The sequence below is a fragment of the Nonomuraea sp. NPDC048881 genome (genome assembly GCF_040649795.1).
GTDB lineage: Bacteria > Actinomycetota > Actinomycetes > Streptosporangiales > Streptosporangiaceae > Nonomuraea.
The window spans coordinates 34,849-59,506 of sequence record NZ_JBEZGC010000033.1; the positions used below are offsets into that span (position 1 = coordinate 34,849).

Here is a 24,658-nt window from a genome sequence, read left to right on the forward strand (position 1 = left end):
GGCGACGTTGTAGATCCGCTTGGCGATCTTGGCCGCCTAGCTCGTTGGTCAACAGGTCGAAGCGCTCCATGGCAAAGTCCTTACTCGCGGGGTGGTGTGTCGTTCGGTCGGTGCTGCGGATCGTCACTGGGCGGGCTGGTATGCCCCGCCCCGCTGCCGGTTGATGACGGCGAAGCGGTTGGTGGCGTTGATGAGGGCGATGAACGCCACCAGGGCGGCGAGCTGGTCGTCGTCGTAGTGCTCGGCGGCGTTCGCCCAGGCCTCGTCGGTGATGCCGCCGGCGCCGTCGGCGATGCGGGTGCCCTGCTCGGTCAGCTCCAGGGCGGCCCGCTCGGCGTCGGTGAACACCGTCGACCCGCGCCAGACGGCGAGGAGGTTCAGCCGCGCGATGGTCTCACCGGCGTGCGCGGCGTTCTTGCCGTGGACGTCGGTGGCGTAGCCGTCGCCGTTGATCTGGCTGGCGCGCAGCATCACCAGGTTCTGGGTCGTGGCCGGCAGCGCCGACTCCTGGATGAGCACCGGGGCCGCTGCGCCGTAGTGCCCGAGGGCCTTGGCGACGACGGGGCTGGCGAAGAGGTTCAGGCGGCTTTCCATGGAAGTGCTCCTTGCTGCTGTTGTCGGCTCGGTCATGAGATGCCGGAGGTCGGGGTTCTGTGACACAGCCACTTAGGTGACTTGCGTCATACAGGCCCTGGAGAATCCGTTGAACTCACATGCAATTACTGCACTGCTGTGCAATAACTGCATGAAGATATACTCTGGCGGTGAGCAGGCGTCAAGTTCTGCGGCCACCACCACCCAAGGAGCGACAGAGCAACGATGAGCAGCGACGATCCAGCCCGCCGTAGCGGCCGCGAAGCGCAGCGCCGCCGTACCCGCAAGGCGATCGTGGACGCGGCGGTCCGCCTGAGCGCCGGCGGAACGACACCGTCCATCGACGACATCGCGGCCGCCGCCGACGTGTCCCGCCGCACGGTGTACATGTACTTCCCGAGCCTGGACCACCTGCTGATCGACGCGACCGCCGGCGCGATCAACGAACCTCCCGTCGAGGAGGCGCTGGCCGACCCCGCGCTCGCCGGCGACGCCGCGGCCCGCGTGGAAGCTCTCGCCAGGACCCTGCTCGCCTATTCACCCCAGTCGCTCCCCCTGGGCCGCCGCCTCATCCGGCTGACCGTCGACCCACCGCCCGACGTCGCCCCGGGCACGGCCATCCCACAGCGCACCCGCCGCCGGATCGAATGGCTCGAACAGGCATGCCAACCGCTCCATGGCACCCTCAGCGAAGAGTCCTTCCAACGCCTGATCTCGGCCTTGACCATCGTGGTCGGCTGGGAAGCACAGATCGCCCTGCGCGATGTCCGCGGTCTCGACCCCCAGGCCGAACAGGAAACGGTCACCTGGGCCGCACGAGCCCTGGTCGAGGCAGCGATCAAGGAAAGTGACCTGGACCAATGAAGAGGCGATCGCCTCGCGGTACCAGTGCTGGTCCCGGTCAGATTGCCCAACGCTTCCTCCAGCATTCCGAGACGGCGCCCTTCTCCCGAAGCTGTCCACAGCCGTCAGTAGCGCTGACCGGACAGAACGGCGGCTCTGTCAGGGGCAGGCATGCCGATGCCGGTCGTGTCCAGGCCGACGGCCGCGTAGCCGCCGGCAGATCGTGCCGCTGTTCGCCCAGGGCGCCGAGCTGTCGGTAACCAGGTCGCCGAACGCGCCGGCATCAGCCAGTCGGCCGCCTCCCAGTAGCTCGCCCTGTCCACTGCGGCGGTGCTGACCGCCCCGGCCGGGCGGCGAGCTCACCCGGCCGGGGCTGGCAGATCGTGGAAGGGGCGCAGCCCGGAGCCGACGTCAGCGCGGGTGAAGGCGTAGCGGCCCAGAAAGTTGATGTGCTCGTACTGGATCGGCGACAGCCGGGCGCACATCTCGTCGGTGACCGGGAAGCCTTGGGCGCGCAGCTGCCGCAGCGAGTCGCAGCGTGCCCGGCACCACCAGCCCGCCAATCCCCATCACCTGGTCATTGACCACGTTCAGCCAGGTCGCGCCGCGCTGCCGGCCGAAACAGATCGGGTTGTGCCCGGCGTGCAGACTCTGCACCGGGACCACGAAGCGCAGGCCGTCGGCCGAGGCGATGTGCCCGCTGCCCCAATGCCGGACGATGCCGATACCGGCCTGGGCGCCGATCAGCCGGGCGTTGGCCGGCGGAACGGCCAGCGGGTCGTCGGTCAGGAGCGCCCCCAGCATGCGCACCGTGCCCCACTGCACGGCCCAGCCGAGCTTCGTGGCCGGGCGCCGTTTCGAGGCCAGCGCATTCAGGGCACTGCGATCCAGCCGGAAGAACTGCTCCAGCTCCGCAGAGGAGGGCTCCTCGGGGAAGCGGCCATAGCGGGCGAGCTGCTCATCAGAGAGAAATTCGAAGGGCATGGCCCAGGAACGTAGGCCCCGCGACCTGCCCAAACGCGGGCCGTCACCGAACCGGTACGAAGATCAACTCTCTACCGCTGATTTCTGCACTCAGCCTTCTCGAAGGCCGAACGAGCCCTTGCCCCCGCCCGGACCAAATGTGATCTACATTGTAAAGGTGGCGGGTTGGTTTGCAAATCACACTTCTCCAGAAGCACGGGCTTCGCCCGTACTCATCCACCCAGAGCACCTTCGAAAGGAGAAGGGGTTTGGCCGTGGAGGCGGTCGGTGACGTGCCGGAGTGGTCCTGGGGGGCGTTGGTCTGATCCCGTCCTTGGCTGGTTGGGAGGTGTTCAGCCTGCTCCTGGGTGTTTGCAGGTCATTCGGGACGTCCGCATACGATGTGCAGATCATGGTCTTCATCCGGGTTCTGGGCGCTCTGGCGGCTGAGGTCGGCGGCGAGCCGGTTCCCTTGGGCGGGCCGCGGCAGCGGGGTGTGCTGGCGTTGCTGGTGGCGGCGCGCGGGCAGGTGGTGCCGGTCGATCGGATGATCGAGGATCTGTGGGGTGGGGAGCCGCCCGCTCGGGCGTTGTTGTCGTTGCAGGCGTACGTGTCGAACCTGCGGCGGTTGCTGGAGCCTGGGCGTCCGCCGCGCTCGCCGGCTCGGTTGCTGGTGAGCGCGGCGCCGGGCTATGCGTTGCGGTTGCCGTCGGAGGCGGTGGATGCCTGGCGGTTCGAGGGGTTGCTGGGGCGGGCGCGTGCGGACGGTGACGTGGGTGTCGCGCGGGCTCGGTTGGGTGAGGCGCTGGGGTTGTGGCAGGGGCCGGCGTTCGCCGAGGTGGCGGACGAGCCGTGGGTTGCGGCTGAGACGGCGCGGTTGAACGAGCTGCGTTCGGTGGCTGCGGAGCTGCATGTGGCGGCGGGTTTGCGTGTCGGTGATCCTGTTGTGGTGGTTGCCGAGGCCGAGCGGCTCACTCGTGAGGAGCCTCTTCGTGAGGAGGGGTGGCGGTTGCACGCCTTGGCGTTGTGGAGCAGTGGCCGTCAGGCGGATGCGTTGGCGACGTTGCGCCGTGCTCGGGGCATTCTCGCTGAGGAGCTCGGGCTTGATCCTGGTCCTGAGCTGGTGGCGTTGGAGGAGGCGATCCTCACTCGGCGTATGGATGTCCTGCGCGCGTCCGTGCCTGTGCCGGCGGCGTCTTCGCTTGCCGTGCCGGCGCCGGCCGCGCCGTTGTCGCGGGTGGCTGCTGCCGAAGGGACGGTTCCGGTCGCCGGGGCGTCGTTCGTCGGGCGTGAGGCGCAGCTTTCGGCGCTGGTCACGGCCGCCGGCGAGGCGGTGAGCGGTGGGGTCCGTGTCGCTTTTGTCACCGGGGAGGCGGGGCTCGGCAAGTCGACGTTGCTGGATCATTTCGGCAGGCGGCTCGAAGGTGAGGGGTGGCTGGTGGCCGGCGGCCGTTGCCCCGAGGTCGATGGTGCGCCGGCTGCGTGGGCTTGGACGGAGGTGCTGGGTGCCGTCGCCGCGTCCGTGTCTCCTGGGGAGTTGGCGGGTGACCTGGCGCCGTTGCTCGCCGATGCCGGGCCGGTGGAGGACGACGCCACTGCTGGACTGTTCCGTCTGCGCCGGGCCGTGTGGAGGTGGCTGGCGGCGGTCGCGTCGGGGCGTCCGGTCGCCGTCGTGCTGGACGATCTGCATTGGGCGGATGCCACCACGTTGGAGTTGCTCGGCGGTTGTCTGGGGGTGCGGGCTCCGATCCTGGTGGTGGTGGCGTACCGTGCGGACGAGGGTGGGCGTCTGGGGGAGACGCTGGCTTCTCTGGCGCGGGTGGCGCCTGTCCGTCTGGCGTTGCCGGGTTTGGACGAGGAGGCCGTGGCGCGGCTCGTGCGGGCTGAGTGTGAGGCCGATGACGAGACGGTCGCGGGGATCGCCGAGCGTACGGGTGGTAATCCGTTCTATGTGCGTGAGAGTGCTCGGTTGTTGAGCGGCGAGGGCGCGCTGGTGGCGTTGTCGGAGGTTCCTGAGGGGGTTCGGGACGTGTTGCGTCGTCGGCTTGCGCGCCTGCCGGAGGGAGGGGTGTCGGTTCTGCGGCTGGCTGCGGTGGTGGGCCGGGAGAGTTCGGTGGACGTCCTGGTGAAGGCTGCTGACGTCGGTGAGGACGGGGTGTTGGACGCGTTGGACGCGGGTGTCGTCGCCGGGCTTTTGGATGAGCCTGGTCCTGGCCGTGTCCGCTTCGTGCATGCTCTGGTGAGGGACACGCTGCTCGCTGACCTGAGCAGGTTGCGTGCCACTCGGATGCATGGCCGGATCGCCGCCGCTCTTGTGGGGAGTGGTGATGTCGCGGCGTTGGCTCGTCATTTTGCGCGGGCGGGTTCGCCGGAGGCTGTCGGTTACTGTGTGCGGGCCGCTGAGCTTGCCGAGGCGCGTTATGCCCATGATGTGGCGGTCGACCTTCTTGCCGACGCGGTCGCTCTTTCTGCCGGGCCGGAGGAGCGTGTGGAGCTGCTGGGCAGGCTGTTGCGGGCGCAGGTCCGGGCGGGTGCCGTCGCTGCCGCCCGTGAGACGCGGCGGGCGGCTGTGGAGTTCGCGGAGTCGTTGGGGCGTGAGGATCTGATGGTCGCCGCGTTCACGGCGTGGACGGAGCCGACTCCCTGGCAGGCTCGTACGTACGGCACGGTGGATCGGCCTGTCGTCGATCGGCTGGGGCGGTTGTTGAAGCGTGAGCTGGCTCCTGCGGTGCGGTCGCGGCTTTTGTCGGCGTATGCGCATGAGCTGGTCGGTGAGGATGATCCGTCTGTGGTGGAGGCGGCGCGGGAGGCGCTGGATCTCGCGACCGAGCCCCGGTTGCGGGCGGCGGCGCTTGAGATTCTGAGCGAGGTGCTGGGTGATGCCGGGCTGTGCCGGGAGCTGGTGGAGATCGGGGTTGAGCACGACCTGCCGGTCTATCGTGTTTCCGGGTTGCTCAATCATGCGGGTGTCGCCGCTGCGGCCAATGATCCTTTGACGTTGCGTCGGGTGATCGGTGAGGCTTTGGAGCTGGCGCGTACATATCGGATGCGTGAGGCGATCGCCGTCGCGGAGATCACGCTGGCGGGTCTGGCGCTGATCGAGGGGCGGTTCCGCGACGCCGAGGCCATGTATGTGGAGGCCGGTGAGGGGATGCGGCGGATCGGGTCGGTGCACGCTGAGGGTTTTCTCCAGCTGGCGCTGGCCGCGATCTGGTTGAACGAGGGCACGTTGGGTGGGCATCTGGAGGAGGTGCGTGCTCTGCACGTCGTGCTGGGCTCCATGACGTCCGATCTGCTGGCGCTCGCGCTGCATGCCAATGGGCTGGATGACGAGGCTCGGGCGGTCCGCACGCCACCCGGCCCGATTCGTCGGGATTTCTTCTTCACGTTCCTCACCACGTTGCGCGCGATGGCCGTCATGGCCCTGGGCGACCGGGACGCCGCCGAGGAGATCTACGAGGTGTTGCTCGCGCACCGCGACGGTCCTCCGGCGGGTGCGGAGAGCCTGTCGATGGCGCTGCGCCCGGTGGCCCACACCCTGGGTGAGCTGGCTGTCTTTCTGGGGCGTCCCGAGGCCGCCGCGCACTTCGCTCGGGCCGCCGTCGTCGCGGACCGGTGGAACGCTCCTCATTGGGCCGCTGAGGCCCGGTCGCGGACGGCCGCCTTGCGCGCGTCCTTCTAGAGGAGTGCGGCGACGTGACGTGTGTCGCTGTGGAGGGAGGACAGGGCGGTGGCGGGGTCGTCGGTGAAGGGGGCGGGCTGCGGGCCGGAGCGTCCGGTGAGGACGTGCCGGGTGGTCAGCGCGTCGCCGACGAAGATCGCGTCGGCGAGGGGGACGTGTACCGCGACGCTGCCCGGTGAGTGTCCCGGCATGCCGATGATCACGGGCTTTCCGGGCAGGTGAAGGATGTCGCCGTCGGCGATCTCGGTGACTTCGCTGACGTGGCGGATGCGCAGGCCGTTCTTGCGGAGGGAGTAGGCGAAGGAGCCGAGGGTCGGGCCGAGGCCGCGGATGTCGTCGGGGGTTTGCTCTCCTGCGGGTTCCCGGCCGGACACCCTCGGGTCTGGGCCCTTTGTGGCGTATGGGTAGATTTTTCGCATGTTGCGGGGGCGGGACAAGGAACTCGGCGAGGCCGCGCGGCTGCTCGAACGGGCGCGGGCGGGTCACAGCGGCGTCCTGGTCCTGCGCGGCGAGGCGGGCATCGGCAAGTCGGCCCTGCTGGACGAGCTCGTCCGCCAGGCCCGCGAGGTTCGCGTGTTGCGGGCGACCGCGGTGGAGGCCGAGACGTCGCTGCCGTTCGCGGGTCTGCAGATGGTGCTGCGTCCCGCGCTCGACCGCCTCGACACCCTGCCCGGCGTGCAGGCGGCGGCGCTACGGGGTGCGCTGGGCCTGGCCGACGCCGCCGGCACGAGCCGGTTCCTGGTCGGTCTCGCCGTCCTGAGCCTGCTGTCGGAGCTGGCCGCGGAACGGCCGGTCCTGTGCCTGATCGACGACGCGCACTGGCTGGACGCCGCCTCCGCCGACGCGCTGCTGTTCGCGGCGCGCCGCCTTGCGGCCGACGGCGTCGCGATGGTGTTCGCGGCGCGGGACGCCTTCGACGCTCCGGGCCTGCCCGAGCTGCGGCTGGGCGGGCTGGACGAGGCCGCGGCGGCCGAGGTGCTCGCGCAGCGCTTCTCCACGATGGCCTCCTCGGTACGCGATCGGGTCGTCCGGGAAGCGGGCGGGAACCCGCTGGCGCTGATCGAGCTGCCCGCCGGGCTCAGTCCGGAGCAGCGCGCCGGGCGCGAGGTGATGCCGGGCGCGCTGCCGGCCACCGATCGCGTCGTCGCCGGTTTCGGCGCCCAGATCGACGAGCTGCCCGCGCGTGCCCGGCTGGCCGTGCTGGTGGCCGCCGCCGAGGGGAGCGGCGATCTCGGGACGGTCCTGCGGGCGGCGCGGGCCCTCGGCGGCGGCGTCGCTGACCTGGAGGCCGCCGAGAAGGCGGGGCTGTTGCGGATCACGGGGGCTTCGATCGCCTTCCGCCACCCGCTGGTCCGGTCCGCTGCCTACCAGCGTGCCCCGCTCGGCCTGCGCGTGGCCGCGCACGAGGCGCTGACCGCCGTCGTGGACGCCGAGCGGCGGGTCTGGCACCTGGCCGCCGCCGCGACCGGGCCTCAGGAGGGCGTCGCCGCCCGGCTGGAGGAGGCGGCCGAGGCGGCGCGCGGCCGTGGCGCCATGGCCACGGCCGCGTCGATTCTGGAGCAGGCCGCGCTGCTCAGCCCGGACCGGGCCGAGCGGGCGCGGCGGACGACCCTGGCCGCGCGGGCCGCGGTCGCCGGCGGACGCACCGAGCAGGCCGCGGCCCTGGCGGAACGCGCCGCCGAGCTGGGCGGGCACAGTGCGGGGCTGGCGCTGGTCCGGGCGAGCGTCGCGTTCGAGCGCGGCACGCCGCAGGGCGCCGCCCAGGTGCTCGCCGACGGTGCGCAGACGATCCTGCGCGACGATCCCGGCCTGGCCCTGACGATGCTGACCATGGCGGCGAGCAACGCCTGGCCGGCGGGCGAGATCGACGCCGTCCGGCGGGTGGCCCGGCTCGCGGGCTCCTTCGCCGGCCCTACGGCGCGCGCCATCGAGGCCCTGGCGGTCCTGGCCGACGACGATCACGCGAACGCGCTGCCCGCCCTGACGGCGCTGGTGGCCCAGGCCCGGACGAACCCGCTGGACGACGCCCTGGCCCGGATCTTCGTCGTCGGCGTCGCGCTGTTCCTCGGCGACGACGAGGCCGTGGCCGAGCTGGCCGCCGCGGACGTGGTCCGCTGCAGGAACGAGGGGCTGGCCGGCGCGCTGCCGGTCACCCTGCACGCGCTCGCGCACGCGCAGCTGATGGCGGGCCGGCACCGTGACGCCGCCGCGACCGTGGCCGAGGCCGTCGACCTGGCCAGGGACACCGGGCAGAGCCACCGGATCGGGCAGCTCACCGCGATCACCGCCCGGATCGCGGCCATCGAGGGCGGCCCGGAACACGGCTCCGATCCCGTGCATCGGGGACTGCTCCACCTCACTTTCGGGCGGTATGAGCAGGCGTTCCGTGAGCTCGACGGGGTGAGTGCCGTCTCGGCCGCGCCCGATCTGGTGGAGGCGGCCGTCCGGGTCGAGGCGGCGGACCGGGCGGCGGGGGCCTATGCCCGGTTCGCGGCGTGGGCCGAGGCGGGCCGGCAGCCGTGGGCGCAGGCGGTCGCGCTGCGCTGCCGTGCCCTGCTGGGCCCGGCCGGGGAGGCGGGCGAGCACTACGCGCAGGCCGTACGGCTGCACGGGCGCGGCGGCCGGCCGTTCGAACGCGCCCGCACCGAGCTGCTGTACGGCGAGTGGCTGCGCCGCGCGCGGCGCAGGGCCGAGGCGCGCTCGCCGCTGCGCTCGGCCCTGGAGATCTTCGATCGGCTCGGCGCCGCGCCGTGGGCCGGGCGTGCCCGGGCCGAGCTGCGCGCCACCGGGGAGAGCGCGCCCGCCGGGCCGCCCGCCGACGCGCTGGCGGCGCTCACCCCGCAGGAGCTCCAGGTGGTACGGCTGGCCGCGGCGGGGGTGAGCAACCGCGACATCGCCGCGCAGCTGTTCCTCAGTCACCGGACCGTGGAGTACCACCTCTACAAGGCCTATCCGAAGCTCGGCGTCGCCTCCCGGCAGGAGCTCGCGCGCCTGGTGTGACCGCGACCCCCGTGGCGGCCCCCGTGGCGACTACGGGGGCGACTACCGGGGCGACTACCGTGGCGTCACGGATTCGGGCCGGCGGGGCCGCGGCCTAGCGTTGCGGCCATGGACAACGTGAACGTGGCGATCATCTACTACAGCGCCACCGGCACCCTGCACGCGCTGGCCCAGGCCGCGGCCAAGGGCGCGCAGGAGGCGGGCGCGCACGTACGGCTGCGCCGGGTCGCCGAAACCGCCCCGCCGCAGGCGGTCAACTCCAAGGCGACCTGGGCCCAGCACCTGCGCGACACCGCGGACGTCGCCGAAGCCGGCCACGACGACCTGCTCTGGGCCGATGCGGTGCTGTTCGGCACGCCGACCCGGTTCGGCAACCCGGCCAGCCAGCTGCGGGCCTTCATCGACGCCACCGGCCCGCTGTGGGTGCAGGGCCGGCTGGCCGACAAGGTGTACTCGGCCTTCACCGCCTCCAACACCGCGCACGGCGGGCAGGAGTCCACCATCCTGGCGCTGAGCAACACCTTCTACCACTGGGGCGGCGTCATCGTCCCGCCGGGCTACACCGACCCCGTCCAGTTCCGGTCCGGCAACCCCTACGGCGCCTCCCATGTGGCCGGCGACGGGCCGCCCGCCGAGGTGACCCTGCAGGCTGCCGCTCACCAGGCCCGCCGTGTCGCCGAGACGGCGGCCGCGCTCAAGGCCGGGCGGCGCTGATGTCGGGCGAGTCGCAGATCAGGGCGCTGCTGGCGGTCCGGGTCGAAGCCTGCCAGGTCAAGGACGTCGACCGGTTGCTGGAGCTCTACGCTCCTGACGTCGTCTACTTCGACGTCGTGCCGCCGATGAGATTCGCCGGGCTGGATGAGCTTCGCGGCAACTTCGTCCGCTGGTTCGCGGAGTACGACGGGCCCATCGCGTTGGAGACGCGCGAGCCGGTGGTCGCGGCGGGCGGGGAGGTCGCGTTCGCGCACATGCTCCACCGCGACAGCGGGAGGCGCAGGAACGGCCTGCAGACCTCGATCTGGGTCAGGTCGTCCCTCGGCTTCCGGCGGACGGGGCAGGGCTGGCTGATCACGCACGAGCACGTCTCGGTGCCGATCGACCCGGCGACCCTGCAGGCGTGGTTCCCGCCGGGCGACGAGCCGATCTGACGCCGGCGCGCCCGCCGGGGAGGCGGTCTCCTTGGCCGGAGGGAGCCGGCTCGGTGAGAATCCTTCGTCATGATCCGTGTGCACTTCTCCGACGCCGACCTGCGCAAGATCACGTTCGCTCCGGCTCCCAACGCCTTGTGGGAGACGGTGCTGAGTGTGCGCCTGCTGCTCGGCGCGCCGACGAGCAGGAGCTGGACGCGGCCCGCAGCGCGCCGGCTGTTGCGGCAGGTGGGAGGAAGCCTGGCCGAGCGGGCGGGGGTGCTGGCGCCCCTGGTGCCGCCGCGGAGTTCGGTGCCGGCGTTCCTGCTCCAGCCGGACGCCGGTGACTTCGCCGCCGGCGTCGAGCTGGCCAGTCGGACGCCGAGCTCCTACCTGGCGGCCGATCTGGGCGCGTTGTCGCCCGCCCAGCGGGCCGGGCGGTGGGCGCGGGAACTGGCCGGCGGCAGCCGCGGGGCGCGCCAGACCCTCGCCGACGACCTGCGCGGCTTCTTCGGCTCCTCGGTGGAGCCCTTGTGGTCGCAGATCCAGGCGGAGGCCGGCGCCGACCGGGCCCTGCGCTCGGAGACCCTGCTGCGCGGCGGGGTGGACGCCCTGCTGGCCACGCTGCATCCCGGGTGCCGCTGGCGGCCGCCGACCCTGCACATCCCGGTCGACGGCGATCACGACGTCGCGCTGCGCGGGCGGGGGCTGCTGCTGATCCCGTCCTATTTCGCGCCCCGTCCGATGGTGATGTACCGGCCGGACGCGGCCACGGTGCTGGTGTACCCGATGTGCGTCACGGGCGGGCCGGCCGGTGCGGACGACGTGCTGACGCCCCTGCTGGGCCGTACCCGTGCGGCGGTGCTGGCCACGTTGCGCAGCCCGGCCACCACGACGTTCGTGGCCGAACGCGTCGGTGTGTCCCTCGGCTCGGCCAGCCAGCACACCACGGTCCTGCGCAACGCCGGGCTCGTCTCGACCGTCCGGACGGGCAGCTCGGTCCTGCACACTCTGACGCCGCTCGGCCAGGCCCTCCTGAACGGCTCCCCGGACGCCGGCTGACGGCGACGCCGCCTGGCCGGATCGTCGCGGGCCGGTTCAAACGGCATCGTCCGCATCAGCAACGCCGGCCACTCGAAGTACTGGGCGACCTTCTCCCTCGCCAAGAAGCACACGGTCGAGTACGGGGTGCGGTACTACAAGTGAACTCCGCCGGCCCGGGAGTTCGCGGTCGCCGCCCCGAAGGGACCGCGCCGCGGGACCCTATCCTCATGGGATGGCTCTGCACGATCGACTCGCCGTCGTGGACGCCCTTCTGGCCCGTCCCTTCCCGGAGACGGAGGAACGGGAGGGCAGGTCGCGGGAGGTGTGGGAGGGTTACCGTTCCAGCGGCCCGGCCCACCATGTGTGCTACCTGATGGCCAGCCGTGACTTCTGGGACGACCGTGGCGAGGAGGTCGTCGAGGCGGCCCAGGCGGAGATCGACGCCGCCCTCCAGGAGCTGGCGGCCGCCCTGACGGAGCGCTGGGGCGCCCCTCGGGTGGTCGATCTGTGGCCGTACGCGGAAGGCGAGGCCGCGGCGCCCGCGCCGCTGGACGAGCTCGGCCAGCTCACCGGCACGATGCTCGCCTGGCGCCGGCCGGACGTGGGCCGATGGGTCGCACTCGCCGTCGGTCAGGCCGATCCGGAGTTCCCCGTCCTGCTGCTCGTGGCCGTGGGCGGGACACCGCTGGACTGACTCGCCCTGCGGCCGACGCGGCGAGGGAGGCGCGCGAGGCTGATCATGGTCAGGTGTGGTGCCCAGTGCGTCATCATTGACGCGGACGTCGGTGATGACACACTGAGCCGTCAGAGCCCATGGCGCACGCCAGTGCCCTCGACCCTGGGGTGCGGGCTCTTGTCGAACCCCCTGCCGGTGGGGGGCACGCCCTTGGCACGGCGGCGTGCTCAGCGAGGGGGCCGGTCAGGCTGGTCTCAGCCGCAGTGCACGTTGTCGAGCTTGACGCTCGTCCACGACGGCGAGATGCCCTCGACGTCGATGCACTGCCCGGCCGCCGAGACGTACACGGGGCCGGCGTAGTACTGGTAGTTTCCGGCGTCGCTGTCCTTGCCGCTGCCGTCGCCCCTGGAGATCACGACGCCCTTCCAGCTCGTGGTGTTGGCGTAGGGGCCGTCGCCGTAGGTGAGTGCGCAGTTCTTGCCGGTGGCGGAGCTGTAGTACACCTCCAGGATGCCGGTGCGGTACCCGTACTTCTCGATGCCGATGTTGTAGACGCCGACCCGGGTGTAACCGCTGCCGCAGGGGCCGGCCGCGCCGGCCGGGGCGGCGGTCGCCGCCAGGGTGGTGGTGGAGGTCAGGGCCGCGGCGGCCAGGAGGATCGCCAGCTTGCGTGCTCGCACGAAGATCCCTTCGATTGCCCAGTGTTGTGATCTTGAGTACCACCGGCTCACTTCTGCTACACGCAACTCGTGATCAATGTGATAGTTAGCACAAATCACCCCCGACGGGTTGCCGCCAGACGGCAGCGCAGACGGCGGCAGGCGAATCCTGCGGCCCCTCCTTCGGCGCGATCACCGGGCCCGGCAGGACGCGAGCCCGGTGTCGCCCAAGCTCCGGGCCGAGAATCCGGCCCGGCGTTCACCCGCCGGCGCCGGGGCCCGAAGCGGCGCCTTCCCGCGTGCGCATCGCCGGCCGGGCGGACATGATGTGGGAAATGGCGCTGAGCCTGCACATACTCCAGCGGCCGGGCGGGGTGCGCGCGCTGTCCGGCTGGCGGCGGCAGGCCCGCACCGACCTGGCCGAGGCCGGGTTGCTCAAACCGGTACGGGAGCAGCTGGTGCGGCTGGTGCCGCTCGGGGCGTACTTCCCCCGACCAGTTGCGCCGGCACGCGCCCGTTCCCGCGACGCTGGACGACCTTGCCCGCGGCAACCGGCGCTCCATCCGCGGCCTGGCCCGGCTCGGCGAGCGGTACTGCCAGGTCGCCTTCGGCTCCCGCCGTACCGACATGGAGGACGCCCTGGGACGTGAGCGCGCCAGGCTGACCCGCCTGCTCACCGGCCAGGGCGTGGAGGCGATGCTCGCCGGCCTCGGGCCGTCGATGCGGTGGCGGCCCCCGGTGCTGGAGGCCGACTACGCCCCCGGCCGGTACGAGATCCACCTGCAAGGACGCGGCCTGACGCTCATCCCCTCCTACTTCGGGCGCTTCACCCCGGTCGTGATGGCCGACCCCAGCCTGCCGCCCGTCCTGGTCTTCCCGATCCAGCACGAGATGCCCGACGCCGAACCCGACGACGCGCTGCCCGACCTGCTCGGCGCCACCCGGGCCCGCGTCCTGCGCTGCATCGCCGCCACCGACGGCTGCACCACCAGCGAGCTCGCCCGCCGGACCGGCGCCTCGCTGTCGTCGGCCAGCGCGCACGCCCAGGTGCTGCAACGGGCCGGGCTCATCACCAGCACCCGGCACGCCAACATGGTCATCCACCAGCTCACCCGGCTGGGCGGCGACCTGATCCACCGCCGGCAGTGACCCCACCCCCCCGGCGGGATCCTGGATGGAACCTTTCTCCCGCATGCGGATAAGTACCGTCGTGACATCCCTTCCACACGACGAACCCGTCCTGGCAGGTCCTCCGGCGGGCGCGCGGGCGCCGCTTCGGGCGGACGTCCCGGCACCGGTCCAGCCGAAGGTCTCCACGGCCTGCGAAACAGCCCTTGAAACAGCCCTTGAAACAGCCTGCGATGTGCCCGCGCAGGACTCGGCGGTCATCGAGGCGTCGCTGGCCGAGCCGGAGCGTTTCGCCGAGCTGTTCGAGCGGCACGCCGCCGTCCTGCATCGTTACGTCGTCCGGCGGCTCGGGCCCGATCAGGCCGAGGACGTGGTGGCCGAGACGTTCACCAGGGCGTTCGAGAAGCGCCACAAGTACGCCCTGGATCGCCAGGACGCCCTGCCCTGGCTGTACGGCATCGCCACGAACATCATCGGCACCCATCGAAGGGCCGAGACCCGCGGGTACCGCGCGCTCGCCCGAACCGGGGAGGACCCCGTGGCGGTGGCCTTCGACGAGCGGGTGGTCGCCCGCGTCTCCGCCTCGGAGACCCGCAGACCGCTCGCGGCCGCCCTGGCCGCGCTGGGCAAGGGCGAGCGCGACGTCCTGCTGCTGGTCTCCTGGGGCGACCTCAGCTACGAGGAGACGGCGCAGGCGCTGAACGTGCCCATCGGCACCGTGCGGTCCCGGCTGTCGCGGGCCCGCCGCAAGATCGCCCACGCCCTGGGCGGCAGCAACCCCACCGACGTGATCGAGGAGGTCTGATGAACGATCTGGACATGGTCCGAGACCTGCGCTCGGAGGTGCGGCAGAGCCGAGCGGGCGATCTGCAGCACGCCCGGCGGCGGATGATGGCCGCGCTGGCCCCGGAGCCGCCGGCCCGCCGGGTGCGGCGCATGGTGCTGCGCGTGGCGGCCGTGGGCGCGTTCGGCGCCACGATCGCGGCGGGCGTCACGGTGGTGCAGAGCCTCGCCCCGGACGGCCGGGGGACGCAGACCACCGGCGCCCCGGCATGGCTGCCGGTGGCCAACGCGCAGACCCTGGCCGAGCACGCGACGGCGGCGGCGGCCGGCCAGCCGGACGTCTACCCGCGAGCCGACCAGTGGGTCTACGTCAAATGGGACAGCTACACCTCACCCAGGCTGCTGGCCAAGGCCACCGCGCAACCAGCCGGCGCAGGCAGGACCCGCTCGCGCGAGACCGTCGAGAGATGGACGCGGGGGGACGGCGAAGAGCGGGCCATGCGGGACGAGAGCAGCGGCACGATCCAGCGGCGCCGGGGCGGCGCCGACCCCCGTCTGCGGTTCGACCCCGCCTACCTGCGCTCGCTGCCGCTGGAGCCCTCCGCCCTGGCCGAACGCCTGAAGAAGGACACCAGCCAGATCGCTCTGCCGCGGGCGCGGGCGGTGTCCCACCAGATCCTGAGCATCCTGGAAGAAGGCGCTCCGGCGGCTCGCCTGCGCGCCGCCCTCTACACCGTCCTGTCCCGGCTGGACGACGTCGGCGTGGAGCCGGTGCGCGATCTGCTGGGCCGGCAGGGCGTGGCGATCTACACCCGCGACGACGACGGGGTCCGCCAGGAGGTCATCATCGACCCGACCACCTTCGACCTGCTCGGGGCGCGCCGCGTCTACGTCGGCGGGGTCAAGTCGCCCGACCCGTACTACAGCGGGTTGCCCGAGGGTGAGGTGATCACCTCCAGGGCCCGGGTGTCCGTCGGCATCGTCGACGAGGCGGGCGACCTTCCGTAGCCGAGCCCCTGGCCGGTGCCCGTGACGAGGGCCGGGCACCGGCCGCCGGGCTCAAGGGGGGCCGGCCCGCAGTGGTCGGGATCGACTCCCGGGCCGGAGCCGGAGCCGGAGCCGGAGCCGCCCGAGCCCCCTTCCCGACTTAGTAATCGGTACCGTATCGTTTACTAAGTGACTGACACCGTGCTCATCGCGGGCGCCGGCCCCACCGGGCTGGCCCTGGCCGTCCACCTGGCCCTGCACGACATCCCCGTCCGCGTCATCGACGCCGCCCCCGCCCCCGCCACCACCTCCCGCGCCCTCGGCCTGCAACCACGCGGCAGGGAGGTCCTGGAACGCATCGGCGCGCTCGGCGACCTGCCCCAGCGCTCCCGGTCCTCGCTCACCATGTCCTACAACGAGGGCACACGCACCGTGCTGCGCCTCCACGTCGGCCAGGCCGTCGCCGACCAGCCGAAGCAGACCCTGCTGATCTCGCAGGCCGAGATCGAGGGCACGCTGCGGCGACGTCTGGCCGAACTGGGCGGCCAGGTGGAGTGGGACACCCGCCTGGCCGCGGCCCGGCAGGACGGCGCCGGCGTCACCGCCACCGTCCGCACCGCGGGCGGCGCCGAGCGCCTGATCCGGACCCACTGGCTGATCGGCTGTGACGGCGCGCACAGCACCGTGCGCAAGCTCGCCGGCATCGGCTTCCCCGGCCGCAAACTCCTCGAACGCCTGCTGATGGTCGACGTGCAAGCCCGGTGGCCGCTGGACAGGAACGGCAGCACGACCTGGATGGAGGCCGGCCACATGCTGTCGGTCACCGCGCTGCCCGACGACACCTGGCGGGTGTTCACCGAACCGCCGTCGCAGCTGCCGGACCGGCTGTCCGAACGCGAGATCGGCGACCGGGTGCTGAGCGAGTTCTCCCGCCGCAGCGGGATCGACCTCGACACGGTCACCGACCTCCGCTGGGCCTCGGAGTTCCGCATCCACCGCCGGCTGGCCGACGCCTACCGGCGCGGCCGGATCCTCCTGGCCGGCGACGCGGCGCACATCCAGAGCCCCACCGGCGGGCAGGGACAGAACACCGGCCTCGGCGACGCCGAGAACCTGGCCTGGAAGCTGGTGCTGGTCGCCCGCGGCCGCGCCGACCGGCGGCTGCTCGACACCTACGAAGGCGAACGCCGGCCGCTGGCCCGCAAGGTCCTGCGCGCCACCAGCACCGCCGTGGACATCATGCTGCCGAACGCCCCCTGGAAACGCCTGCTGCGCGACCACGTCGTCCTGCCGGTCGTGCGGCTGCCCGCCGTGCAGCGCCGGCTGTGGCTGGCCGCCTCCCAGCTCGGCATCAGCTACCGAGGAGGACCGCTGGCCTCGGCCGAGCACCGGTGGATGCCCGGACCGCGTCCCGGCGACCGGATGCCCGACCTCGCCTGCCGGCGCCCGGACGGCGGCGCCACCACCCTGCACGCCGCCATCGGCGGACGCTGGGTCGTGCTCGCCGATGACCGGCACGTCGCCGCCCGCCACGCCGCGGCCGCCGCGGCGGAGTTGGGCGCCGACCTGGTCCTCGCTCTCACGCCGGTGGAGCCCGGCTCGCCCGACGTGACGCTGATCCGCCCCGACGGGCACATCGGTTGGCGTCACCATCCGGCACCCGACAGACTGACCACATGGCTGAACCAGGTGCTGTGGCCGGCGTAGAACGCCACGGCCGTCCGCGCGATCCGGGAAACGACGCCGCCATCCTGGAGGCGGCGCTGGACCTGCTGATCGAACGCGGCGCGGCGGGCACCAGCGTGGAAGCGGTCGCCCAGCGCGCCGGCGTGGCGAAACTGACCGTCTACCGGCGCTGGCGGGCCAAGGAGGACCTCCTGATGGCCGCCTTGGAGCACGCCCGTGCCCCCGACGTCGACGCCGCCCCGGCCGGGCGGTCGATCGAGGAACTGGTCGGCTCCGTCGCCGAGCTGCTCAGCCGTCCCCGCTTCCGCGCGCTGATGGCCCGCGTCATCGGCGCCTCGGTCGACTACCCCAAGCTGGTGGCCGCCTACACCGAGCGCTACCTGCGGCCCCGGCTGGACGCCGTGGCCCAGGTCGCACGGCAGGCCGTCGAGGCCGGTCACCTTCCGGCGGGCACCGACCCGGGCGTCGTCCAGGACATCCTGGCCGGCTCGATCGGATCCGTCCTGCTCCAGCACGCCGACGACGTGACCGCCGAACAGATCGAGCGCCGGATGCGGACCCTGCTGGGCCACATCGGGTACCGGCCCTGACCCGCGCGGCCGCCGTCCCGGCCCCGCACGCTCAGCCGGGCAGATCGTCGCGGCCCACGAGCCCGTTCTCGTAGGCGTGGATCACCGCGTGCACGCGGTCGCGCAGGCCCAGCTTCTGCAGGACGGCCCGGACGTGCGACTTCACCGTGTTCTCGCTCAGCACCAGCTCCGCGCGGATCTCGGCGTTGGACCTGCCGCGCGCCAGCAGGCCGAAGATCTCGACCTCGCGCGGGGTCAGGCCGTCCAGGGCCGCCGTCCTGCGCATCGGCGTCTGCCGCAGGAGGCCCAGGATCGTCGCGGCCACCCCCGGGGCCAGCGCCGCCGTGCCGGACGCGACGTCGCACACCGCCTGGGCCAGCGCGGCGGGCCGGACGTCCTTGGTCAGGTAGCCGCTGGCGCCGGCCCGGACGGCCGCCACGACCAGTTCGTCGTCGTCGAACGTCGTCAGCATGAGCACCCGGGTCGCCGGCGCGATCCGCACGATCTCCGCCGTGGCGGCGACGCCGTCCAGGCGCGGCATGCGGATGTCCATCAGCACCACGTCGAGGCGGTGCCGCCGGACGACCTCGATCGCCTGGCCGCCGTCGGCGACGTCGTGGGTGACCTCGATGCGCTCGTCGGCCGACAGGACCGTGCGCAGCGAGGCCCGCAGCAGCTCCTGATCGTCGACGAGCATGACCCGGATCGCGCTCATGCCCCCTCCTTCGTGGGGAGCCGCGCCCGCAGCACCCATCCGTCGTCCCCGTCGTCGATCGACAGTGTGCCGCCCGCGGTGCGCACCCGTTCCTCGATCCCCATCAAGCCGGTCCCCTGGCCGCGGGCGCCGCGAAGCGCGCTGCCGCCGTCGTCGCGGACCTCCACCTCCATCTCGGCCGGGCTCCAGCGCAGGCTGACGCTCACCGCGACCGGCGGTTCCAGGTGGCGCAGCGCGTTGGTGACGCCCTCCTGCACGGTCCGCACCGCCGCGACCTCGGCACTGAGGCTCAGCGGCCGCCGCTCACCCGCCTCCGCCAGCGTCACCGCGTGCAGCGGGCTCGCCGCCGAGGCCACCAGGTCGGGCAGCACGTCGAGCGAGATCGGCGCCTGGCCGGGCCGGGACCCGGCGCGCGACGCCGCGCTGGCCGCGGCCCCGGCGGACGGGCCCCCGGCGGACGGGCCCAAGGTGGCCAGCATCGCGCGCAGACCCTGGTGGGCGTCGCGGCCGGTCTCGGCGATGTCGCCGAGTTCGCGCCGGGTCGCCGCATCCGCCGTCGTCACCGCCGCGGCCTCGATCCGCGCGACCATGACGGTGACCGTGTGGGCGATCACGTCGTGCAGGTCGCGGCGGATGCCGGCCCGTTCGCCGGCGAGCGCCGCGGCCAGCCGTTCGTCCTCGGCCCGTCGGGCGGCCTCGCGCCTGCGCCGGACCAGTAGGGCCGCGAGCCACACCCCGCCGGCCACGAGCGTCAGCAGCCCGCCCTCCAGCAGGCGGGTCCACAGCGGGTCGGCGGGCAGCCGCGCCCACCCCACCGCCTCGTTCAGGACGATCCCGAGCGCCGCGACCGCCAACGCCGGCGCCGAGGACCTGACCGGGACCAGGCCGGTCAGCCGCCACAACGCGAAGGGGAAGCACACCGCCGAGGGCAGCAGGTTCAGCGACCATCCCGGGGAGGGCGTCAGCACCAGGACGAGCATGGCCAGCGCGCCGATCGCGTACCCCGGCCACGGCCGCCGGGCGGCCGCCACCGCCCCCGCATGGAGCAGGACGGCGGCGCCCGCCGCGGGCAGGACCTGCCACCAGGCCGCGCCCAGGTACCAGGCGCCCACCAGGATGATCACCGTCAGGAACGCCAGGACCGCGTGCGCCGCCACCGTCGTGGCCGGCCAGGCGCTCCGGCGCGGAGGGGCTGTCACGGTCGGTCGTCGCCTTCCGGTGGGCTCGTGGTGGGGGAGCCGTGCCCGGCTCGACCTGCCACAGGATAGCCAGCGGCCGGGGGGGACAGGCGACGCGCCGCGTCGGCCGCTCCGGCAGCGTGCGAATGGATCACGAGTCTGGACATTCGGCAGATACGCGCGAGCACGCCTGGATAGGCTGCCACAACTTGATCATCGACGAGGGAGCATGGTGGCCGCGCAGACACAACCAGGACGTGTGATCAGCGGACGGTACCGGCTGGAGTCCGTTCTGGGCGGCGGAGGCTTCGGACGGGTCTGGAAGGCGCACGACGAGTCTCTCGACGTGTCCGTGGCGGTGAAGGAGGTCTGGCTCCCGTCGGCCACCTCCGACGAGGAGCACGCGCAACGGCTGCGCCGCGCCGAGCGGGAGGCGCGCAACGCCGCCCGGCTGCGGTCGCACCCGCACATCGTCACCGTCCACGACGTGGTGATCGAGGACGAGGCGCCGTGGATCGTCATGGAACTGGTCGACGGCGGCACCCTCGCCGAGCTGATCGCCCGGGACGGCCCCCTGCCGCCCGGCGCCGTCACGTCGGCCGCAAGGGGCCTGATGGACGCCCTGCGCACGGCACACGCCTCCGGCATCGTGCACCGGGACGTGAAACCGGCCAACGTGCTGATCGCCCGGGACGGCCGCGTGCTGCTCACCGACTTCGGGATCGCCGTGCAACAGGGCGACACCGCCCTCACCAAGAGCGGCGGGCTGATGGGCTCGCTGGAGTACATCGCGCCGGAACGGTTCAACGGCGTGGACAGCGGCGGCGCCGGCGACCTGTACTCGCTCGGGGTGACGCTGTACCAGGCGCTGGAGGGGGTGTCCCCGTTCCACCGGGACACCCCGACGGAGACGCTCACCGCGGTGCTGCTGGGGGAGCCGCCCGTGCCCCGCGACGCCGGCGGCCTCGGGACGCTGATCGCCCGCCTGCTGGACAAGACCCCGGCCAACCGTCCCACCGCCGCCGAGGCCCTGGCCGTGATCGACGCTCTCGGGCAGCCTCGCCTGCCGAACACCCCGCCGCCCCCGGCCGGCCCTCACTCCGTGCCGCCGCGGCAGCCCTTCCCGGACGCCGGTTCCGCTCCGGCCGGCCCGTCGGCGCGCACCGAGAACCTCCCGCCTCCGCCGCCGCCCACGTTGCAGGAGCAGGCGCCCGCCTTCCACGACCCGTCACGGCCCGGCCCAGGCGGGCCGCGGAACCGCAAGCTGCTCATCGCGGGCGGCGCCGGGCTGGCTGCGGCGATCGCCGCGGTCGCCGTGGTCGTGGCCATCTCGGGAGACGGCGACCAGACCCCGCAGGCGGGCTCGTCCGGGACGGCGGCAGAGCGGACGGCGGCCGCCGCAGACCAGCCCGGCACGAAAGGCCACGGGATACCGCCGGGCTGCGAGAACCAGACCGGTGTCATGGACAAGTGGACCCAGGTCCCGGTCAGCGGAACGGTGCCGCTGCCGCCGACCGAGAACCTGCTCAACGAGATCATCGACCTTCAGCAGGCCAATCTGGCCAAGGCGGTCCGCCCGGCGCTCAAGGTCGCGCTCCGGAACGACATCGACACCGCCGAGAAGGCGCTCAAGGCGCTTCGCGCCGACGACGTGGACACGTACCGGCAGGCGGTGACGAAGGACAAGCTCGGGCACCTGACCGAGATCTCCGACGCGTGCTTCTTCAACGATCTCGGCCCGTCGCAGTCATCGGGGTGACCCGGGCGTCGGAGGAACCGCCTGCCTGCCGGCGCCCGGTCACCGACCCGCGGGGCGACGATCAGGAGCGCTTGCGGTAGACGGCCAAGGCCCAGCGGACCGGGCGGTTGGCGTCCTCGCCCCAGATGCCCGCCCGGACGGTGACGGTGACCCGCCTGCCCTCCGGCACGCTCAGCTCGGTCATCGCCATCGGGTACGGGCCGCCCGTCCACTGGCTGCAGGTGACCACCTCCTCGTCGCCGCCCCCGATCCGGTACGTGAACCACATCCGCCTGGCCAGGTCACCGGCGCAGAGCGCCTCGATGCCCATCCTGCCGCCGTCGCCCCGGACCGTGACCGTGGCCGTCCCGTCCTGCGGCCAGATTCGGTCCTGCGTCGCGCCGGCCAGCTCCCAGCTCGGCAGCCGCTTGGGGAAGGCTCGGAGCGGTTCGGGATCGACCGGCCGCGCGGGAGGCGTCCATTCGTAGACGGCCAGGCTCCAGACCGCCTTGACGGGCTCAGGGGTGACGCACGGCGCCCCCGTCTCCTGCCGCGTACACCCCCCGCCCCTGGTGGTCGTGTCGAACGTCACCGTGACCTGGCCGGCCCCGGCGGGCACCGGCAACGGGACCAGCTCCATGCCCTTCAGGCAGGGGGAGAAGGGCGGGGAGGCGCCGGCGGCGCGGCCCGCCACGGAGATCCTCGGCGCCGTGGCGCCGAACGAGCCGTCGCACAGCGCGGCCACGTCCAGCGGCCTGCCGGTGACCGGGATCGTGACTGACGTCCTGCGCGCGCCGTCCGTCCTGACCGTCGCCGTCGCCAGCCGCCGGTAGCCGGTGCCGTCGTGGGCGGTGAACCGTTCCGGCAGCGGCTCCGGGGCGGGGGCCACGGCGGAGGCCGAGGTCGCGGGCTCGTGCCGCGTCACGGCGCCACCGGGCAGCAGGGAGAGCACGGCCGCGCCCGCGGCCACCGTCGCCGCCACCGTCGCGGCGGCGGAGGCCAGGACCCTGCGCCGCCAGGTACGCCGCACACGGCGGCGGACGAGCTCGTGACGGTCCGGGATCGCGGGCGCGGGGCCCTCGGCTCGCTCCCGCAACATCTCACGCAGGTCCTGCACGCTCATCGGCACTCCTTCACGATCGACTCGTCCACGCGCAGCTTGGCCAGCGCCTTGGCGGTCTGGCTCTTGACCGTGCCGTCATGGCAGCCCAGGATCCTGGCCACCTCCTGCACCGACAGGTCCTCGTAGAACCGCAGCACGATCACCGCGCGCTGCTTGGCGGGCAGCCTTCCCACCGCCTCCCACAGCTCCTCCCGCCCGGACCGCTCGGCATCGGGCACCCCCTCCTCGGGCAGCGTGCCGCTCGGCACCTCGCCGCGCCATCGGCGCCGCCACCACGAGGTGTAGGTCGTCACGAGCACCCGCCGCACGTACGCCTCGGGCTCCTCGATGCGCGACCAGGCGAACCACGCCTTGGCCAGGCACTCCTGGAGCAGGTCCTCGGCCGTACCCCAGTCGCGGGTCAGCAGGTACGCCGTCCGCAGTAACCGGTCGGACCGCGAGGCCACGAAGTTGTCAAAGAGCTTCCTGTCTGGCACACACGTACTGACGCGGTGCCGGCGCGATCAGGTTGCCTCGCCGCGCCGATTCCGCCTTCTTCTATGATCATCGGGTGCCTTTGTCGCGGATCGCGCCGACCTGCTCGTGCTCACCCTGACGGCCGGATGCGGCGGACAGGACGCGACGGCGGCCCGGACGCCCGCCGAGGCGGTGGCCCGGCAGGCGAAGGACGGAGCCGGAGTCAAGGTCACCAAGGTCGTCCGGCTGACCTACGGCGACGCGCCCCGGGCGGCGGACGGCCTCGTCGTGCCGGTCGACATCGGCGAGTACAGCGAGAGCCGGACCACCGGAATCCTCCGCCTCGGCACGGCCGCCTCCGACCTGACCACGACCTTCCACCGGACCGACGTCACCGAAGACCTGAAGAACCTCGTCCCGGACGACCTGTCCGGCAGGACGACCAGGGCGATCTCCATCGGCGGCTCCGACACCTACGAGCAGCGAGCCGACCGGAGGGACGTTCCCGCCGGCAAGAGCCGGCTGCACCACAGCAGCCCCGAATGCGGGACGGCGGCGCGGCTCGCCGGGGCACTCGACGCGCGGGCGGTCCTGTCGCCCGAGGTGCTGGACAGGCTCGCGGCGCCTGCACCCTCCTCCGGCGGGGTCATCGACGAGGTCACCACCGTCGTCCATGCCGGAAGCGCCGCGCAGACCGAGCTCAGCACCCCGGCCCGGGGCGACGACCCGGCCATGGCGGAAGCACTGCGGGAGCGGTACCGCTCGGCACGGGTCTCGTGGCAGCTGTGGGTCGGGCCGGACCGGCTTCCCCGCCGGGTCCGTCTCGTCGCGGCCAACCCCTCGGCCGAGGAGGGCGTGCCCAGGAGCAACGTGACCGAGATCGACTTCACCGACTGGGGCAACGACGTGCCCGTCGAGCCGCCGCCGCAGGACCAGGTCCATGAGAGCGGAAGCTGTCTCGCCCCGGAACCGTACTGAACACCCGGGCCGTGCCGGATGCATCCTGGGCGTGACGTTTCCGTCCGGTGCCGGTTAGACGGAGGTCACGGGGACGTGGGCGGATGCGCCGGCGCCGGTTCCGGTCCCGCCGAATAGCGGTGACGCCGCCGCCCCTATCGGGCGTCGCCGAGCCGGTCGCCGCCGGCCGATTCGCCCTTCAGTGGGCCCGGAATGCCGGACTTTCCCTGCCCGATTGTCCGGCATGACGGCCGATTCTGGCACGTGGATGGGTGTGACCAGCGGTAACAGAAATGTCGGTATGCCTACCGATGAACATACGTATTTTCGAGCAGTCAACCAGCGCTTAGCGTCTGGCGGCAACAAGGCGAAACGGTTCGCTTGCTGTATCCGTCACCCTTTATCACCCCCCATGCCCCCTTTCACCTCCCGCGATCCAGGAGACCCCTGACCGCGTGGTGACCCGCGCACGCCCAAAGGCGGCAACGGCCCGAAGGGAGCCTGCCGAAAGGAGCACCACAGCGTGAAACGCAAAGCCTTACTCGCGGCGGTCGCCGGCCTGGCCACGGCCGCGACCTTGACGCTTCCCGCGTCACCCGCCAGCGCCGCACCTCCCGGAGCCACCCCCGCACAAGACCCCGGCACCACCGCACCGGCGGCGGCAGACCCCGCCTCGCTCGCCGCGGCGGTCGCCGACAGGGCGGTCTCCAGCCAGCTCGACAACCTCAGCAGAGGCCCCGACGAGGCCTA

At 72.7% G+C, this 24,658-nt stretch carries 22 protein-coding genes and 2 pseudogenes; 15 read left to right on the forward strand and 9 right to left on the reverse strand.

Annotated features, from left to right (window positions below):
• Window positions 1–123: 123 nt before the first annotated feature.
• Window positions 124–594 (reverse strand): carboxymuconolactone decarboxylase family protein, encoded by a 471-nt coding sequence (locus tag AB0C33_RS49315; protein ID WP_358302200.1) that lies wholly within the window; start codon window positions 592–594, stop codon window positions 124–126.
• A 225-nt stretch (window positions 595–819) separates the two neighbouring features.
• Between AB0C33_RS49315 and AB0C33_RS49320 the strand changes: the two genes are divergently transcribed.
• Entirely contained in the window at window positions 820–1,458 is a 639-nt protein-coding gene (locus AB0C33_RS49320; RefSeq protein WP_358302203.1) for a TetR/AcrR family transcriptional regulator, read from the forward strand.
• A 338-nt stretch (window positions 1,459–1,796) separates the two neighbouring features.
• On the opposite strand, the gene AB0C33_RS49325 is transcribed toward AB0C33_RS49320, so the two are convergent.
• Together AB0C33_RS49325 and AB0C33_RS49330 are read right to left on the reverse strand one after the other, a co-directional pair.
• Window positions 1,797–1,922 carry a hypothetical protein gene (locus tag AB0C33_RS49325; protein ID WP_358302206.1) on the reverse strand — a complete coding sequence of 42 codons (126 nt, stop codon included), beginning with the start codon at window positions 1,920–1,922 and terminating at the stop codon, window positions 1,797–1,799.
• Window positions 1,923–1,971: 49 nt separating this feature from the next.
• Window positions 1,972–2,421, reverse strand: a pseudogene (locus AB0C33_RS49330) (DUF4158 domain-containing protein); the annotation flags it as partial.
• A 391-nt stretch (window positions 2,422–2,812) separates the two neighbouring features.
• On the opposite strand from AB0C33_RS49330, the gene AB0C33_RS49335 reads away from it, so the two are divergent.
• Window positions 2,813–6,082, forward strand: coding sequence for a BTAD domain-containing putative transcriptional regulator (locus AB0C33_RS49335; protein ID WP_358302209.1), 3,270 nt, complete (start codon window positions 2,813–2,815; stop codon window positions 6,080–6,082).
• Here the strand turns inward: AB0C33_RS49335 and AB0C33_RS49340 are convergent.
• On the reverse strand, window positions 6,079–6,456 hold the full coding sequence (locus AB0C33_RS49340) for an MBL fold metallo-hydrolase (protein WP_358302212.1): 378 nt from the start codon (window positions 6,454–6,456) through the stop codon (window positions 6,079–6,081). The two genes, AB0C33_RS49335 and AB0C33_RS49340, sit on opposite strands and share 4 nt — an antisense overlap.
• 43 nt (window positions 6,457–6,499) lie before the next feature.
• Here AB0C33_RS49340 and AB0C33_RS49345 point away from each other — a divergent pair, with 43 nt between their 5' ends.
• The 5 genes from AB0C33_RS49345 (at window position 6,500) to AB0C33_RS49365 (ending at window position 11,947) form a co-directional block, all read left to right on the forward strand.
• A complete protein-coding gene (locus AB0C33_RS49345) occupies window positions 6,500–9,082 on the forward strand; it encodes an AAA family ATPase (RefSeq protein ID WP_358302215.1) in 2,583 nt (860 codons plus the stop codon).
• A 108-nt stretch (window positions 9,083–9,190) separates the two neighbouring features.
• A complete protein-coding gene (gene wrbA, locus AB0C33_RS49350; RefSeq protein ID WP_358302218.1) occupies window positions 9,191–9,796 on the forward strand; it encodes an NAD(P)H:quinone oxidoreductase in 606 nt (201 codons plus the stop codon).
• Window positions 9,796–10,230: a nuclear transport factor 2 family protein gene (locus AB0C33_RS49355; protein WP_358302220.1), complete on the forward strand. Its 435-nt coding sequence runs from the start codon at window positions 9,796–9,798 to the stop codon at window positions 10,228–10,230. Before wrbA ends, AB0C33_RS49355 begins: the two co-directional genes overlap by 1 nt.
• Before the next feature lie 69 nt (window positions 10,231–10,299).
• Window positions 10,300–11,271 (forward strand): winged helix-turn-helix domain-containing protein, encoded by a 972-nt coding sequence (locus AB0C33_RS49360; RefSeq protein ID WP_358302223.1) that lies wholly within the window; start codon window positions 10,300–10,302, stop codon window positions 11,269–11,271.
• 214 nt (window positions 11,272–11,485) lie between these two features.
• Window positions 11,486–11,947, forward strand: coding sequence for a hypothetical protein (locus AB0C33_RS49365; RefSeq protein ID WP_358302226.1), 462 nt, complete (start codon window positions 11,486–11,488; stop codon window positions 11,945–11,947).
• Window positions 11,948–12,183: 236 nt separating this feature from the next.
• Here AB0C33_RS49365 and AB0C33_RS49370 read toward each other — a convergent pair whose 3' ends face one another.
• Window positions 12,184–12,609 (reverse strand): spore-associated protein A, encoded by a 426-nt coding sequence (locus AB0C33_RS49370; protein WP_358302229.1) that lies wholly within the window; start codon window positions 12,607–12,609, stop codon window positions 12,184–12,186.
• A 477-nt stretch (window positions 12,610–13,086) separates the two neighbouring features.
• Here AB0C33_RS49370 and AB0C33_RS49375 point away from each other — a divergent pair, with 477 nt between their 5' ends.
• The 5 genes from AB0C33_RS49375 to AB0C33_RS49395 all read left to right on the forward strand — a co-directional run bounded on the left by AB0C33_RS49375 (window position 13,087) and on the right by AB0C33_RS49395 (window position 17,762).
• Window positions 13,087–13,737, forward strand: coding sequence for a helix-turn-helix domain-containing protein (locus AB0C33_RS49375; RefSeq protein WP_358302232.1), 651 nt, complete (start codon window positions 13,087–13,089; stop codon window positions 13,735–13,737).
• A 214-nt stretch (window positions 13,738–13,951) separates the two neighbouring features.
• On the forward strand, window positions 13,952–14,521 hold the full coding sequence (locus tag AB0C33_RS49380) for an RNA polymerase sigma factor (RefSeq protein ID WP_352364199.1): 570 nt from the start codon (window positions 13,952–13,954) through the stop codon (window positions 14,519–14,521).
• On the forward strand, window positions 14,521–15,507 hold the full coding sequence (locus tag AB0C33_RS49385) for a CU044_5270 family protein (RefSeq protein ID WP_358302236.1): 987 nt from the start codon (window positions 14,521–14,523) through the stop codon (window positions 15,505–15,507). Before AB0C33_RS49380 ends, AB0C33_RS49385 begins: the two co-directional genes overlap by 1 nt.
• Before the next feature lie 168 nt (window positions 15,508–15,675).
• Entirely contained in the window at window positions 15,676–17,193 is a 1,518-nt protein-coding gene (locus AB0C33_RS49390) for an FAD-dependent monooxygenase (protein WP_358302239.1), read from the forward strand.
• Window positions 17,163–17,762, forward strand: coding sequence for a TetR/AcrR family transcriptional regulator (locus AB0C33_RS49395; RefSeq protein ID WP_358302241.1), 600 nt, complete (start codon window positions 17,163–17,165; stop codon window positions 17,760–17,762). Before AB0C33_RS49390 ends, AB0C33_RS49395 begins: the two co-directional genes overlap by 31 nt.
• 31 nt (window positions 17,763–17,793) lie before the next feature.
• Here AB0C33_RS49395 and AB0C33_RS49400 read toward each other — a convergent pair whose 3' ends face one another.
• Window positions 17,794–18,456, reverse strand: coding sequence for a response regulator transcription factor (locus AB0C33_RS49400; RefSeq protein WP_358302243.1), 663 nt, complete (start codon window positions 18,454–18,456; stop codon window positions 17,794–17,796).
• Window positions 18,453–19,655 (reverse strand): histidine kinase, encoded by a 1,203-nt coding sequence (locus tag AB0C33_RS49405; protein ID WP_358302246.1) that lies wholly within the window; start codon window positions 19,653–19,655, stop codon window positions 18,453–18,455. Before AB0C33_RS49405 ends, AB0C33_RS49400 begins: the two co-directional genes overlap by 4 nt.
• A 238-nt stretch (window positions 19,656–19,893) precedes the next feature.
• Between AB0C33_RS49405 and AB0C33_RS49410 the strand changes: the two genes are divergently transcribed.
• Window positions 19,894–21,393 (forward strand): serine/threonine-protein kinase, encoded by a 1,500-nt coding sequence (locus AB0C33_RS49410; protein ID WP_358302249.1) that lies wholly within the window; start codon window positions 19,894–19,896, stop codon window positions 21,391–21,393.
• Window positions 21,394–21,454: 61 nt separating this feature from the next.
• Here AB0C33_RS49410 and AB0C33_RS49415 read toward each other — a convergent pair whose 3' ends face one another.
• Together AB0C33_RS49415 and AB0C33_RS49420 are read right to left on the reverse strand one after the other, a co-directional pair.
• Entirely contained in the window at window positions 21,455–22,495 is a 1,041-nt protein-coding gene (locus AB0C33_RS49415) for a hypothetical protein (protein ID WP_358302252.1), read from the reverse strand.
• Window positions 22,492–22,971 carry a SigE family RNA polymerase sigma factor gene (locus tag AB0C33_RS49420; RefSeq protein ID WP_358302255.1) on the reverse strand — a complete coding sequence of 160 codons (480 nt, stop codon included), beginning with the start codon at window positions 22,969–22,971 and terminating at the stop codon, window positions 22,492–22,494. The genes AB0C33_RS49415 and AB0C33_RS49420 overlap by 4 nt, the downstream gene beginning before the upstream one ends.
• A 106-nt stretch (window positions 22,972–23,077) precedes the next feature.
• Between AB0C33_RS49420 and AB0C33_RS49425 the strand changes: the two genes are divergently transcribed.
• Window positions 23,078–23,929 carry a hypothetical protein gene (locus AB0C33_RS49425; RefSeq protein WP_358302258.1) on the forward strand — a complete coding sequence of 284 codons (852 nt, stop codon included), beginning with the start codon at window positions 23,078–23,080 and terminating at the stop codon, window positions 23,927–23,929.
• Window positions 23,930–24,431: 502 nt separating this feature from the next.
• Window positions 24,432–24,658 (forward strand): annotated as a pseudogene (locus AB0C33_RS49430) (hypothetical protein); the annotation flags it as partial.

Bases quoted from the DNA above. Each gene is read 5' to 3' on its own strand.
- AB0C33_RS49315 (WP_358302200.1), bottom strand. From the start codon at position 594: ATGGAAAGCCGCCTGAACCTCTTCGCCAGCCCCGTCGTCGCCAAGGCC.
- AB0C33_RS49320 (WP_358302203.1), top strand. From the start codon at position 820: ATGAGCAGCGACGATCCAGCCCGCCGTAGCGGCCGCGAAGCGCAGCGC.
- AB0C33_RS49325 (WP_358302206.1), bottom strand. From the start codon at position 1,922: ATGTGCGCCCGGCTGTCGCCGATCCAGTACGAGCACATCAACTTTCTG.
- AB0C33_RS49335 (WP_358302209.1), top strand. From the start codon at position 2,813: ATGGTCTTCATCCGGGTTCTGGGCGCTCTGGCGGCTGAGGTCGGCGGC.
- AB0C33_RS49345 (WP_358302215.1), top strand. From the start codon at position 6,500: ATGTTGCGGGGGCGGGACAAGGAACTCGGCGAGGCCGCGCGGCTGCTC.
- wrbA (WP_358302218.1), top strand. From the start codon at position 9,191: ATGGACAACGTGAACGTGGCGATCATCTACTACAGCGCCACCGGCACC.
- AB0C33_RS49355 (WP_358302220.1), top strand. From the start codon at position 9,796: ATGTCGGGCGAGTCGCAGATCAGGGCGCTGCTGGCGGTCCGGGTCGAA.
- AB0C33_RS49360 (WP_358302223.1), top strand. From the start codon at position 10,300: ATGATCCGTGTGCACTTCTCCGACGCCGACCTGCGCAAGATCACGTTC.
- AB0C33_RS49365 (WP_358302226.1), top strand. From the start codon at position 11,486: ATGGCTCTGCACGATCGACTCGCCGTCGTGGACGCCCTTCTGGCCCGT.
- AB0C33_RS49385 (WP_358302236.1), top strand. From the start codon at position 14,521: ATGAACGATCTGGACATGGTCCGAGACCTGCGCTCGGAGGTGCGGCAG.
- AB0C33_RS49395 (WP_358302241.1), top strand. From the start codon at position 17,163: ATGGCTGAACCAGGTGCTGTGGCCGGCGTAGAACGCCACGGCCGTCCG.
- AB0C33_RS49400 (WP_358302243.1), bottom strand. From the start codon at position 18,456: ATGAGCGCGATCCGGGTCATGCTCGTCGACGATCAGGAGCTGCTGCGG.
- AB0C33_RS49415 (WP_358302252.1), bottom strand. From the start codon at position 22,495: ATGAGCGTGCAGGACCTGCGTGAGATGTTGCGGGAGCGAGCCGAGGGC.